Annotated in this window: 13 protein-coding genes; 4 read left to right on the forward strand and 9 right to left on the reverse strand. The window is 59.5% G+C overall.

Translation table 11 applies throughout. The annotated features are described in order from the left end of the window. Positions 1 to 141: 141 nt before the first annotated feature. Positions 142 to 537: a VOC family protein gene (locus tag PH562_RS20750; protein WP_285175427.1), complete on the forward strand. Its 396-nt coding sequence runs from the start codon at positions 142 to 144 to the stop codon at positions 535 to 537. Positions 538 to 598: 61 nt separating this feature from the next. Here the strand turns inward: PH562_RS20750 and PH562_RS20755 are convergent, their stop codons facing one another. Next, positions 599 to 991, reverse strand: coding sequence for a PRC-barrel domain-containing protein (locus PH562_RS20755; RefSeq protein ID WP_285175428.1), 393 nt, complete (start codon positions 989 to 991; stop codon positions 599 to 601). 349 nt (positions 992 to 1340) lie between these two features. Here PH562_RS20755 and PH562_RS20760 point away from each other — a divergent pair, with 349 nt between their 5' ends. Together PH562_RS20760 and pgi are read left to right on the forward strand one after the other, a co-directional pair. Further along, a complete protein-coding gene (locus PH562_RS20760; protein ID WP_285175429.1) occupies positions 1341 to 3038 on the forward strand; it encodes a long-chain fatty acid--CoA ligase in 1698 nt (565 codons plus the stop codon). 174 nt (positions 3039 to 3212) lie between these two features. Next, on the forward strand, positions 3213 to 4838 hold the full coding sequence (pgi, locus tag PH562_RS20765; RefSeq protein WP_183713215.1) for a glucose-6-phosphate isomerase: 1626 nt from the start codon (positions 3213 to 3215) through the stop codon (positions 4836 to 4838). A 398-nt stretch (positions 4839 to 5236) separates the two neighbouring features. Here pgi and PH562_RS20770 read toward each other — a convergent pair whose 3' ends face one another. From PH562_RS20770 to PH562_RS20780, 3 genes are all read right to left on the reverse strand, one after another. After that, positions 5237 to 6163: a carbohydrate kinase family protein gene (locus PH562_RS20770; RefSeq protein ID WP_285175430.1), complete on the reverse strand. Its 927-nt coding sequence runs from the start codon at positions 6161 to 6163 to the stop codon at positions 5237 to 5239. A gap of 77 nt (positions 6164 to 6240) precedes the next feature. Beyond that, on the reverse strand, positions 6241 to 6939 hold the full coding sequence (locus PH562_RS20775; protein WP_113233767.1) for an orotate phosphoribosyltransferase: 699 nt from the start codon (positions 6937 to 6939) through the stop codon (positions 6241 to 6243). Between the two features lie 125 nt (positions 6940 to 7064). Beyond that, on the reverse strand, positions 7065 to 7715 hold the full coding sequence (locus tag PH562_RS20780; RefSeq protein WP_285175431.1) for a TetR/AcrR family transcriptional regulator: 651 nt from the start codon (positions 7713 to 7715) through the stop codon (positions 7065 to 7067). A gap of 99 nt (positions 7716 to 7814) precedes the next feature. On the opposite strand from PH562_RS20780, the gene PH562_RS20785 reads away from it, so the two are divergent. After that, positions 7815 to 8288, forward strand: a complete 474-nt coding sequence (locus PH562_RS20785) for an anthrone oxygenase family protein (protein ID WP_285175432.1) — start codon at positions 7815 to 7817, stop codon at positions 8286 to 8288. A 43-nt stretch (positions 8289 to 8331) separates the two neighbouring features. Here PH562_RS20785 and PH562_RS20790 read toward each other — a convergent pair whose 3' ends face one another. From PH562_RS20790 to PH562_RS20810, 5 genes are all read right to left on the reverse strand, one after another. Continuing rightward, positions 8332 to 9483 (reverse strand): GGDEF domain-containing protein, encoded by a 1152-nt coding sequence (locus PH562_RS20790; RefSeq protein ID WP_285175455.1) that lies wholly within the window; start codon positions 9481 to 9483, stop codon positions 8332 to 8334. 197 nt (positions 9484 to 9680) lie between these two features. Further along, positions 9681 to 10721 (reverse strand): dihydroorotase, encoded by a 1041-nt coding sequence (gene pyrC, locus PH562_RS20795; RefSeq protein ID WP_285175433.1) that lies wholly within the window; start codon positions 10719 to 10721, stop codon positions 9681 to 9683. A gap of 144 nt (positions 10722 to 10865) precedes the next feature. Next, positions 10866 to 11498, reverse strand: coding sequence for a nucleoside triphosphate hydrolase (locus PH562_RS20800; protein ID WP_285175434.1), 633 nt, complete (start codon positions 11496 to 11498; stop codon positions 10866 to 10868). Beyond that, a complete protein-coding gene (locus tag PH562_RS20805) occupies positions 11495 to 12304 on the reverse strand; it encodes an ATP-binding cassette domain-containing protein (protein ID WP_174175513.1) in 810 nt (269 codons plus the stop codon). The genes PH562_RS20800 and PH562_RS20805 overlap by 4 nt, the downstream gene beginning before the upstream one ends. Continuing rightward, the gene (locus tag PH562_RS20810) at positions 12280 to 13344 is read right to left on the reverse strand and encodes an ABC transporter permease (RefSeq protein WP_113406745.1); all 1065 of its coding nucleotides are present in this window, start codon (positions 13342 to 13344) and stop codon (positions 12280 to 12282) included. The genes PH562_RS20805 and PH562_RS20810 overlap by 25 nt, the downstream gene beginning before the upstream one ends. Positions 13345 to 13470: the final 126 nt, after the last annotated feature.

Consider the following 13470-nt stretch of genomic DNA (forward strand, 5'->3'; position numbering starts at 1 on the left):
GAGTTAAGCAGACCGATCGCAATCCGGAAACCCTGGATCTATGCTCGATCGGAGATATGGCGAGTTTCCCCATGCTTGCCTTCAATGGCTGCCGATGGCATTGGCTGCAATGACATGCCCTGACGATTTATGGAGACGCCGATGGCCAAGATGATTCACTCGATGATCCGCGTGCTGGACGAGGCGCGCTCGACCGAATTCTACGACAAGGCCTTCGGCCTGAAGGTTGCCGACCGCATTGCCTTCGAGACCTTCACTCTGGTCTATCTCAGCAATGCCGAGACCGGGTTCGAACTGGAATTGACCGTCAATCAGGGCCGCATCGAGCCTTATGCGCAAGGGGATGCCTACGGTCACCTTGCGGTTTTGGTCTCAGAACTGAAGGACGAGCATGCGCGCATGACCAAACTCGGGCTCAACCCCGGCAAGATCATCGAACTCAATCGTGATGGGAAGCTTTTTGCATTACTGTTCTTCGTCACCGACCCCGATGGCTATAAGATCGAGGTCGTGCAGAGACATGGGCGGTTTCAATAGGGCCAAACAATGCACAGCCCCGCGGAGGCGGGGCTTGCCGTAGCGCCCTTCGCTAGCCCGATCACATCCAATAGGGCGGCACGCCGAAATAATCGTGGCTCTTGTGGCCATGATTCTTATGATCGTGATCGTCCTTGGCGGCGAAACGACATGCCTTTTCGATGTCGTTCTTGGTCATGCTGACGCGATAGCCGTCGATGCGGGCATCGTAGCGCAGCTTCTCCCAAGGCAGCCGGTAGTGCTCCTGGCCGATGCCGAAGAAACCGCCGAAGCTCAGAATGACGAAAGCGATGCGTCCATCACTTTTTTCCATCATCAAGCGTTCAATATGACCAATCTGCTTGCCGTCCGAGCCGAATACCCTGGACCCTTCAACGCGGTCGCAGGCGACCAGCATCGACATGTCCTTGATGTAAAGGTCACGACCCGAAAAATCGGCACTCTCTTTATGCATATGCGCACCTCCTTTTGGATACGCGTCACATAAACTATGGAGCGTCCGATCTGCTCTTTGAGGCAGCACGATGCTCCGATGGGTTTAGACCCATGGCGCTATTAACGCTCCGTTGTCATAAAAGTTCCAGTCCTTTTTTTCAGGATTGTAAAAAAACGTGAGCGCAAGACGATTATTGACGTTTACGTCAAGGTTATTGTAGCTTCGGTTGCGCTCCGATGATTTAGTTGAGAGCAAAGACTGCGGCGATGTGAAAAGCGGGAGACTTTTTGATCGTCCAATGACACTCTGCATAGCCGCCGCATATGACGGCGGAGCGTGGTGATGGTGCGTAGAGGAGGAAATGCGCATGAATTCAGTCTCCGCTCCTTCGGATAGACCGCAGGTCAAGAAAATATGGCTTGCCTCCTATCCGGATATCGTACCGGCAGAGCTGCCGCCGCTGGAGCATGCATCGCTCGCCGAACTGTTGGAGGAAAGCTGCTCGCGCTATGCCGACAGACCCGCCTTCACCAGCATGGGCAAATCCATCACCTATCGCGATCTCGACTTGCAGACACGCAAGATTGCCGCTTGGCTGCAAAGCCTCGGCCTGCAGAAGGGCGACCGCGTTGCCGTCATGATGCCGAACGTGCTGCAAAATCCGATCGCGGTTTACGGCATCCTTCGCGCCGGGCTTGTCGTCGTCAACGTCAACCCGCTCTATACGCCGCGCGAACTCGAACACCAGTTGCGTGACTGCGGCGCCAAGGCGATTTTCGTTCTGGAAAACTTCGCTCATACGGTTGAGCAGGTTCTGGCCCATACGGATGTGCGCCATGTCGTCGTGACCGCGCTCGGCGACATGCTGGGGGTCAAGGGCCACATCGTCAACCTGATCGTCCGTAAGGTGAAGAAGCTCGTCCCAGCCTGGTCCATTCCCGGCCATCGCAGTTTCAAGAGCGTGATCGCCGAGGGCTCGCGTCTGCCCCTGAAGCTATCGGAACTGACCGGCAGCGACATTGCCTTCCTGCAATATACCGGCGGCACGACCGGCGTCGCCAAGGGCGCGATCCTCACGCATTCAAACCTGCTCGCCAACCAGCTGCAGTTGCTGCTCTGGCTGCAATCCGCCTATATCAACAAGCCGCGCCCCGAGCAGCTAACCTTCGTCTGCGCCCTGCCGCTCTATCATATCTTCGCGCTGACGGTGAATTCTCTCATGGGCATGTCGCTCGGCGGCCATAATGTGCTGATCGCCAATCCGCGTGACATACCCGCCTTCATCAAAGAGCTCGGCAAATACAAGTTCGACATGTTCCCCGGCCTGAACACCCTGTTCAACGCGCTGATGAACAATCCGGAGTTTACCAAGCTCGACCTGTCCAATACCGCAACGCTTGCCGGCGGCATGGCGGTGCAGCGGCCAGTCGCCGAACGGTGGCAGAAAATGACGGGCGCCTGGATCACCGAAGGTTATGGCCTTTCAGAGACCTCGCCGGTCGCAAGCGCCAATCGTTTCGACAGCCCGGAATTTACCGGCACGATCGGCCTGCCGATCACGGGAACCGATTTCGACATTCGCGACGAGAACGGCAATTCGCTGCCGCTCGGCGAAGTCGGCGAGATCTGCATTCGCGGCCCCCAGGTGATGGCCGGTTATTGGAAGCAGCCGGCCGAGACCGCACGCGTCATGACACCGGATGGCTTCTTCCGCAGTGGCGACATGGGCTTCATGGACGAACGGGGCTACACCAAGATCGTGGATCGCAAGAAGGACATGATCCTGGTCTCGGGCTTCAACGTCTATCCGAACGAGATCGAGGAAGTCGCCGTCATGCATCCGGGCGTGCTCGAGGCCGCGGCAATCGGCGTGCCCGACCCGCACTCCGGCGAGGCGGTGAAGCTCTTCATCGTCAGGAAGGACCCGGCTTTGACCGAGGCCGACGTCAAGGCTCATTGCGCTGAAAATCTAACCAATTACAAACGCCCGCGCTTCATCGAATTCCGCACCGAATTGCCGAAATCGAATGTCGGCAAGATCCTGCGCAAGGAGTTGCGCGGCTGACATAATTCCATGTCATTCACGAAGCCGCTCGCGCTTTTTCACGAGCGGCTTTTTTCGTTTTGGGTGATAGGTGAACTTGATTTACGCCCTACATAGGGAATAGTTTTCGCGACCAAACTCAAAGCGCTTGGCCCGGTTTTGAAGGCCAGCAGCGCGAACCGCAAGGAGCCTCCCATGAACGCCCTCGTCGATCAACTGAAGAGCACCGCATCGGCAACGAAGGCTACGGATATTCGCGCCGCTTTCGCCGCCGATCCGAAACGCTTTTCCCGCTTCAGCGCCTCGTTCGACGACCTGCTGATGGATTACTCCAAGACGGCTGTCAACGACGATATCCTCGCTCTGCTCGAGAAGCTCGCAGCCGAGGGCGGCGTTGCCGCCAAGCGCGAGGAAATGTTCTCCGGCGTCGCCATCAACTTCACCGAAAACCGCGCCGTCCTGCACACCGCGCTGCGCAACCGCTCGAACAAGCCGGTGCTGGTCGACGGCAAGGACGTCATGCCTGATGTCAACGCGGTTCTCGCCGCTATGGGCAAATTTGCCGACGGCATCCGCTCGGGCGCGCTGAAGGGCTCGACGGGCAAGGCGATCACCGATGTCATCAATATCGGTATCGGCGGCTCCGATCTCGGCCCGGTCATGGCAACGCTGGCGCTCGCCCCCTTCCACGATGGTCCGCGCTCGCACTTCATCTCCAATATCGACGGCGCCCATATCGCCGATATCCTGAAGCTCGTTAAGCCGGAAACGACGCTCTTCATCGTCGCTTCGAAAACCTTCACGACGATCGAGACGATGACCAATGCCCAGACGGCACGCAAGTTCATCGCCGATGCGCTCGGCGAAGCCGCCGTGCAGCATCACTTCGCCGCCGTTTCGACGGCGCTCGACAAGGTTGCCGCCTTCGGCATCGACAGCGAGCGCGTCTTCGGCTTCTGGGATTGGGTCGGCGGCCGCTACTCGATCTGGTCTGCCATCGGCCTGCCGCTGATGATCGCGATCGGCCCGGAAAACTTCGGCAAGTTCCTCGACGGCGCGCATGCGATGGACAACCATTTCCGCCAGGCGCCCTTCAAGGAAAACCTGCCGATGCTGCTTGGCCTGATCGGCTTCTATCACCGCAACGTGCTCGGCTATCCCACGCGCGCGATCCTGCCCTATGACCAGCGCCTGTCGCGCTTCCCGGCCTACCTGCAGCAGCTGGATATGGAATCGAACGGCAAGGGCGTCACCATCGACGGCACGCCGGTCGAAGGCAATTCCGGCCCGGTCGTCTGGGGCGAGCCCGGCACCAACGGCCAGCACGCCTTCTATCAGCTCATCCACCAGGGCACGAGCATCATCCCGGCCGAATTCATGATCGCCGCCAACGGCTTCGAGCCGGAGCTGCGCCACCAGCACGACCTGCTGATGGCCAATTGCCTGGCGCAGTCGGAAGCGCTGATGAAAGGGCGCACCTTCGAGGAAGCCAAGGCTCAGCTCACCTCCAAGGGGATGGACGACAAAAAGGCCGATTTCATCGCGCCGCACCGCGTCTTCACCGGCAACCGCCCGTCGATCACCTTCGTCTATGACAAGCTGACGCCATTCGCACTCGGCCGCCTGATCGCCCTCTACGAGCATCGCGTCTTCGTCGAAGGCGTGCTCTTCCGCATCAACTCCTTCGACCAGTGGGGCGTCGAGCTCGGTAAGGAACTGGCAACGGGCCTGCTGCCGGTCATCGAAGGCAAGGAAAGCGCTGCCGGCCACGATTCTTCGACGCAAGGGCTGGTGGCTGCGCTGGCAAGCCGCGCGAAGTAAAAGCGTTCATCCACCTCCCCCTTGAGGGGGGAGGTCGCCGCAAAGCGGCGGGTGGGGGTGATTGAGCTTGCCCTCTCGCCCGAAGGATCGCCCCACCCCGACACTGTGTGCCAATCCTGCTCTTTGTGACAGGGTTGGATCACAGCTGGATCTCATCGTTTGAATGTGTGGCGGGTACACCCCCCTGTGTCAGCTTCGCTGACATCTCCCCCACAAGGGGGGAGATTGGTAACCCGTGGCGTCCTCTCGTAACAAGCAAGCCCGCAGCTTTTGAGGAAGCGTTTGCTGTCATAGGATGTGCGGCAAACTCCCAACGATCTCCCCCCTTGTGGGGGAGATGTCACGACAGTGACAGAGGGGGGTGCGGCCTCTCTCCACCCCCAAAGCCCGATAAACGATTACAGCCCGATCTCACTTGCCCAAGGCGGATTTGCGCCAGCACGCGATACCGTCACCGCCGCAGCCTTGGCGCCCAGAGCCAGAGCATCCTGCAGCGCCTTCTCATTGAGCGAAGCCACCTGCGCCTTGGTCAGCAGGTTGTTCATCTTCAGCGATGCCAGAATGCCAGCATCGAAGGTATCACCAGCCCCGACCGTATCGACGACCGTGACGCGCTCGCTCGGCACCGAGACCTTCAGTGACTTTGTATAGCCGGTCGCGCCTTCCGCGCCCTTGGTGACGACGACGAGCTTGGCGCCCTGGTTCAGCCAATGGGCGGCCAGCTCATCGTGATTGCCAGCAATGCCGAACCATTCCAGATCCTCATCGGAAAATTTGAGAATGTCGGACATGGCAGCCATCCGGCTGATGCGGCCCATATGCGCCGCCTGGTCCTTGATGAAGCCCGGGCGGATGTTCGGGTCGAGCGAGATCACCCGGCTCTGGTGTTCGCGCTTCATCAGTGCCTCATAGGTTGCGCCACAGGGATCGGGGATCAGGCTGATCGCACCGAAATGCAGAGCTTCGCAATCATCGCCGAGCGCCGGAAGATCCGCTTCGGTGATCATGCGGCCGGCCGTGCCTTCGTCGTAGAAGGCATAGGTTGCCTGACCGTTGACGAGCTTGACGAAGGCAATCGTGCTCGGACGCGGCGTGATGGCGCAATAACTGAAATCGACCTTGGAGGCCGAGAGCGTGTCGCGCAGGATTTCGCCCATCATGTCATCGGCAATGCCGGTGAAGAAGCCTGTGGGAATGCCGAGGCGCCCAAGCGCGATCGCAGTGTTGAAGATCGCGCCGCCGGCATAGGGGGCAAAGCCCTTTTCACCCAGCGTCGTATCCCGCGGCAGCATGTCGATCAAAGCCTCGCCACAGCACAAAATCATTCCGGCCTCCCAAAGAGCGCGTCTGTCTTATCCAGTTACATAAATCGATTAGATAGATTCAATGCAAAAGCAAAGCGTCAGTTTGTCGGCAGCTCCGAAATACCGCCGTTCCAACCGGACCAGGCGAGCGGCGCATTGAGAAAGGCCTCGACTTCCTCGAGCGTCTTGTCGTCGAACAGCTTCTGCTCCTTGGCGACGGCGAGCACTTCGCGCCAGGTCGTGATGTATTGCAGGCTGACTTTCCGGTTGGCAAAGCGTTCGACCGCCTCGGGGAAGATGCCGTAATAGAACAGCGCCATGCCATGATCGACGATACCGCCGGCTGCGCGGATCGCGTCGATGAAAGTGAACATGCTGCCGCCGGCCGTCGTCAGATCCTCGATGACGAGCACGCGGGCGCCCTCCTTCATGTCGCCTTCGATCTGGGCGTTGCGGCCATGGCCCTTCGGCTGCTTACGAACGTAGATCATCGGCAGGTTGAGGCGCTCGGCCAGGAAGGCGGCGAAGGGAATGCCCGCCGTCTCGCCGCCGGCGACGCAATCGAACTGCTCGAAGCCGACATTGCGCACGATGATGCTGGCGGCGAAATCCATGACCGTCGAGCGGATGCGTGGATAGGAGATCAGCTTTCGGCAATCGATATAGACCGGGCTCGCCATGCCGGATGCGAATTTGTAGGGCTTGTCGGCATTGAAGTGGACCGCCTTGATCTCCCAAAGCATCCTAGCCATCAACTCGGCCATGACAGTGCGATCGGTGAATATCATCTGGGTCATGCAAGGCCTCCTTGGCGAGCGCTAATGTTCCAGCGGCAATAGCAGCAAGCGGGCCGAGTTTCCAGACGTATGAAAGCTTTTGCGGATATCCCCGCGGTCGCCGTCTGCAGGGCGACCGGAAGCAATTAGCGCAGTGCTCCAAGATCGGCAGGGAGCATGGCCTTGAACAGTTCGATGACCTTGTCGCCTTCCTCCCGTTCGATCGAAATCGCATAGCGCACCGCAGCCGCGACAAGCTGCATGGTCAACCGGGCTGTTCTTGCAAGTTCGGAATCGTCGCGCTCCGGCCATAGGCGTTTTAGGACGGTCAGAAATGCCTGCGAGTGCCATTCCATGTCGTCGGCATCGACCTGCTGCAGCAGTTTGTCGGCATGGGTCGCATGCCAGATGTCGCGCATGACAGGCTCTTCCAGAAACATTGCGTAATAGCCGTCGACGATGCGGCCAAGGGCCGACTGGAGCTGGTCGCGACTCTTGATCGCCGCCAGCTCATCTTCGACGCATTGCCGGCCCTGCTCGTTGAAGCGCTCCGCCAGCACGCGGATGATTGCCGTCTTGTCGGGGAAATATTGGTAGAGCGAGCCGAAGGAAACGCCCGCCTTTTCGACGATCTCGCCCATGCGCAGCGCATCGCTCCCGTTTTTCGCAATCAGATCGGATGCCACCGAAAGGATCAAATCCACCCGCTCACGGCCACGCTGCTGGCTGGGTATGCGTCGCGGTGTGCCTGCCTCGTCCTTGCTGCGCCTGCGTCTCGCGATCGATTCCTGCGTCATGCCATTCCCTGCCTGTGCCTGTTGACAAGCAATATAAGAGAGTTTATCACATTTCGCAAATGAGAGAATTTATCACATTTTATGCTGGAGGAGCTTGAAATGCAGATCACAACTATCGCCCTCATCATCGCCGCGATCAGCAGCGGTCTTCTCGCCGGCGTCTACTTTGCCTTCTCGACCTTCGTCATGCAGGCCTTCGCCCGTCTTCCCGTTGATCAGGGGATCGCGGCGATGCAATCGATCAACGTCACGATCGTGCGCTCGCCCTTCATCGTGCTGTTCCTGCTGACGGCAGCGCTCTCGATCTTCATCGCCGTGATGGCCATTCTTTATTGGCGGGGCGGCACCAGCATGATGATGCTGGCGGGTGCGGCGCTCTATATCGTCGCGAGCTTTCTTTCGACCATAGTGTTCAACGTGCCGCTGAACGACGCTCTGGACAGGCTTGACGGCCATTCGGCAGAGGCGGCACAGCTATGGTCCAGCTTTCTCACCGACTGGATGGGCTGGAACCATGTACGCACGGTCGCCTCGCTCTTGGCCGCATGCGCCTTCGTGAAAGCCCTATTCTAAAGGCATTGGTGTGGTGGCGATGCAGTTCGCGAAAGTTTACCGGTTAGACAGCCCGCAGATAGGCCGCGACCTCGACACGGTTGCGGCCGTTTCGCTTCGCCTCGTAGAGCGCCTTGTCGGCGGCCCGAAGCACATCGTCAAAGCCGGCCCCTTTGGCCGTGCCGGTCGCGACGCCCGCGCTGACGGTGCAGGCGAAAGATTTGTCTTCGATGCTGACCACTCGTGCCGCCAAAGCATCGCGCACCCGCTCAGCCACCTGCTCGGCACGGCCCGGCAGGGCATTGTCGAGAACGAGCGCGAACTCCTCGCCGCCAAGACGGGCCACAGTATCGGAAGAACGCAAGCCGAAGGAAAGTTCCTCCGCGAAAAGCTTGAGTACGAGATCGCCGGCGGCATGGCCATGCTGATCGTTGATCGTCTTGAAGCGATCTATGTCGAAAATGATAACGGCCATTGAGGCACCGAAGGACCGGCGGCCGTAGAGATCGAACAGCGCGCGGCGATTGAGCAGCCCGGTCAGGGAGTCGGTGATCGCCTCCTGACGGTGAAAGGCGGCCTGACGCCACTGATGCAAAGCCAGCGATAGCGCTCCGATCCCGGTCATTCCGGCGATGCATACCGCGAGGCTGACATCCTCTGCCCAATTATCCGGCGCATGACCGAGCACCAGCTTGCCGTCGGCGATCAATACGGCCGCGCACAGCGCGAAGGAAATCGCCGTCAGCGTGTAAAGCGCGGTAATGCCGTAGAGCGGCGTCGGTGCCTCGCGCCGGCTCAGCCAATACTCGCGCGCCGTCAGAAGCAGGAGCATGCAGATGACAAGGTTATCGGCGATGAAAGCCAGCCCGTCGTAGCCGGCAAGCATCGGCCCGATCGATGCTGTCATGCCCGGCAGGCAACCGAGGGCAAAGCGGATCTTGGAAAGGCGACGGGTGCGAAACTGATAACCAGCCACCCAGATCGTCGCGAAGCCAAGGAAGAATAAGACGAACGTCAAAATGGCAAAAATCGGCCTGGGGTGGTCGACATAGGCGCCATAGAGGAAAATGCCACCGACGATGGGCACAAGCCCGGCAGAACACGTCAGGAGGAAGGTATCGGGCCGGCGCGAAAACCAGCTTCCGACCAAGGTGACCGCAAGACATGAGGCGGAGACACCGAGAGCCAGAAGAAGCGAGTTGTAATCGACCAGCATCATGCTCTTTCAACGGTTTGATTTCTACCGCAGGGGATTGCTGCCACGCTAGGCCGTCAAGGGTATCAAATTAGTTACGGCAAATAATAAAGAAAATGTGTTTCAACAAAATATACGTTCAAAATTGCGGCATACACCAATTGAGTGCCGCAATACAGTCTTATATATTTATTTCACTTATGTAGATTAAACTAAAATTAAATCTCGACATCCCAGTGCAAAGGGAACATCGGGTCGAAAACGGTAACCGGTCCGGCGCCAGTTTCGATCTTTGCCGGGAAGGTTACAGCTTCGGGCCGGCGCACGAGCGTGATGCTATCCTCGTTGACCGGCAGGCCATACCAGGCCGGACCATTCAGCGAAGCAAAAGCCTCAAGCCTGTCCAATGCACCTTCCTGCTCGAAGACATGCGCAAGGCAGCTCATGGTGTTGATCGACGTATAAATGCCGGCGCAGCCGCAGGCGCATTCCTTCAGCGGATCGACATGCGGCGCCGAATCCGTGCCGAGGAAGAACCTGGCGTCGCCGCTCGTTGCCGCCGCACGCAGCGCCAGACGATGGCTTTCGCGCTTGGCGACCGGCAGGCAATAATAATGCGGGCGAATACCGCCGACGAGGATGGCATTGCGGTTGATGATCAGGTGATGCGTCGTGATGGAGCCGGCGAGATTTGCATTTGCCGACTTGATGTAGTCGACGCCATCTGACGTTGTCACATGCTCCATCGTGACCTTCAGTTCCGGCAGACGCTGGCGCAACGGATCGAGCACGGTTTCGATGAACACGGCCTCACGATCGAAAATATCCACCTCGGGCGTCGTCACCTCGCCATGAACGCAGAGCGGCAGGCCGATCTTCGCCATGCGCTCCAGCACCGGCATTGCCTTATTGAGATCCCGCACGCCGCCATGCGAATTGGTCGTCGCACCCGCCGGATAGAGTTTGACGGCCGATATAAGGCCGCTCTTCTTGCCTTTTTCGACGTCGTCGGGATTGGTGTGTTCGGTGAGATAAAGCGTCATCAGCGGTTCGAACCGATCGCCCGCCGGCAATGCTTTCAGGATGCGCTCGCGATAGGCGGTCGCATCCGCCGTGGTCACGACCGGCGGCACGAGATTGGGCATGATGATGGCGCGGGCAAAATGCCTGGAAGTATCAGCGATCACACCCTCCAGCATGGCTCCATCCCGCAAATGCAGATGCCAGTCGTCAGGACGGCGGATGGTGAGCTTTTGCATGGGCGCGACCTCTGGAAATGTGAGCGCGATCTTGCCCGACGGCTGCTTCGGCCTTTTCGGGATCGCACTTTCTGCTATCGCGCTTCGATAGCACCATCCGCCCTCGCAAAACAATCCGCGACGGCGGTTAAATGATGGGCGAGGTCAATCCTGCACGATATCGAAGGTAGCGTCCGCCCGGCGGCGGTTCTCGAGGATAAGCCGGCCATTCGGCAGATCGTTGCCATAAACCTTGGCCCGGGCGGCTTCTTCATCGAGATCGTAGCCCCGCCAGCGAGCCCAGAGCCGCTCCTCGAGCACTTCCATGGGAGGGGCGAGCATGATCGAATAGTCGAACAGACCTTCCAGCTCCGCCCATTTGCCCTGGCTGAACAGCAGATAATTGCCCTCGATGACGATGAAGCGATGATCTGCCGAGACGATACGGGCAGAGGCGATGGCAATCTCTCGTGAGCGGTCGAAGACCGGCACGAGGACCTCCTGATCGGCGGCGCGCACGGCCTTGATGATATCGAGGAAGGCGCGCACGTCGAAACTGTCAGGCACGCCCTTCCGCTTCAAAAGTCCCTTCTCGATCAGGACGGCATTGTCCATATGGAAGCCATCCATCGGCAGAACTTCGGCGCTCTCACCCTTCGCCTTCAGCGCCTTGGCGACATTATCGGCCAGGGTGGATTTGCCAGCGCCGGGCGGGCCGGCAATCGCGACCAGGAAGCGTTTCGCGTTGCCGGCGCGGGTGATGATCTCGCCGGCAACATCGTCAATAGAAGCACTCATGCAGCAACATTCTCAACCGGGGGAGCCTTAGCGCCGGTCATGAAGGCAACAGCATCGGACATCGAATAATCCTTGGGATTGATGACGGTCAGGCGTCGTCCAAGGCGATGGATATGGATACGGTCCGCAACCTCGAAGACATGCGGCATATTGTGCGAGATCAGGACGATCGGCAAGCCGCGCGCACGCACATCGAGGATGAGTTCGAGAACCTTGCGGCTTTCCTTGACGCCAAGGGCTGCTGTCGGTTCGTCCATGATGACGACCTTGGAGCCGAAGGCGGCGGCACGGGCGACGGCCACACCCTGGCGCTGGCCGCCGGAGAGCGTTTCCACCGCCTGGTTGATGTTCTGGATCGTCATCAGGCCGAGTTCGGTCAGCTTGTCGCGGGCGCGCTTTTCCATGGCCGGCCGGTCGAGCATGCGGAACACCGAGCCAAGAATGCCGGGCCTGCGCACTTCGCGGCCGAGGAACATGTTGTCGGCGATCGAGAGCGCCGGCGACAGGGCCAGGTTCTGGTAGACCGTTTCGATGCCGGCCTCGCGCGCTTCCATCGGCGAGCGGAAGTGGACGGGCTTGCCTTCCAGCTTGATCTCGCCCTCGTCGGGGGTGACCGCGCCGGAAATGGCCTTGATCAGCGACGATTTGCCGGCGCCGTTGTCACCGATCACGGCAAGAATCTCGCCGGGATAGAGATCGAAATCGGCGTTGTCGAGCGCGGTCACACGTCCATAGCGCTTGACGAGGCCACGCGCGGTGAGAAGGGGTTCGCCAGTCGTGGTCATGCCGATACCTTTCTGATCCATTGATCGATCGCGACGGCGCCGATGATGAGCACGCCGGTCAGAAGCACCTTCCACTGCGGGTCGGCGCCGAGCATGTTGAGGCCCATGGAGACGACGCCGACGATCATGGCGCCGAAGAGCGTGCCGAGGATCGAGCCGCGCCCGCCAAAGAGCGAGATGCCGCCAATCACGGTTGCGGTGATTGCCTGAAGATTGAAATCGGTCACGGCAGAAGACGGGGAGACCGAGCCATTGCGGCCGATGGAGACCCAGGCGGCAAGCGCTGCGATCAAGCCCGAAACGCCATAGACCGCGAGAAGAACCTTCTTGGTCTGGATACCGGCGAGTTTCGCCGCTTCCGGATCATCACCCACCGCGTAGACGTGGCGGCCCCAGGCAGTGTGATTGAGGACATACCAAAGGCCGATAACCAGAAGCACCATGGCAATGACACCGAGGGTCAGCACGGCACCGCCGACGCGGAAGCTCGCGGCGAACAGATGCAGCAGCGGCGCCTTTTCATCGACATCGGTGTCGCGGATGGTTTCATTGGCCGAATAGATGAAATTCGTCGCCATCACGATATTCCACGTGCCGAGCGTCACGATGAACGGCGGCAGCTTCATATTGGCGACAAGGAAACCGTTGAGCAGCCCGCAGATGCCGCCCACCACCATGCCGGCAACGATGGCGACCGGTGTCGGCAGGCCGTATGTCACGGCGACATTGCCCATGACGACCGAGGAGATGACCATGATGACGCCGATCGAGAGATCGATGCCGGCGGTCAGGATGACCAGCGTCTGGGCCGCGCCGAGAATACCGACGATGGCGATCTGCTGCAGGATGAGCGTCAGTGTATAGGCGGAAAAGAACTTCCCGCCGATCGTGATGCCGAAGATCACGATCGCCAGCACCAGGACGATCAGCGGCACCGCCGCCGGCGTCGAATGCAGAAAGTGCTGCACGCGCTTCAATAGAGAGACATCGTTGTGCTCGAACGAAGCGACATTCTTGTCGCTGCTATCGAGAACACGTTCGAATTCCTGTGCTCCGGACATAATTATTCCTCCGCCACCGCGCACATGCGCGGAAACCGCCGGCTGTTGGGGGCCAGCCAGGATCTGAACCCGGCCGACGTGACTGTTTCGATTGTCTGCTCCCTGTAAAAGAGCCGCGCCAGCAGG

It is taken from the genome of Rhizobium centroccidentale (genome assembly GCF_030182565.1).
Classification (GTDB): domain Bacteria; phylum Pseudomonadota; class Alphaproteobacteria; order Rhizobiales; family Rhizobiaceae; genus Rhizobium.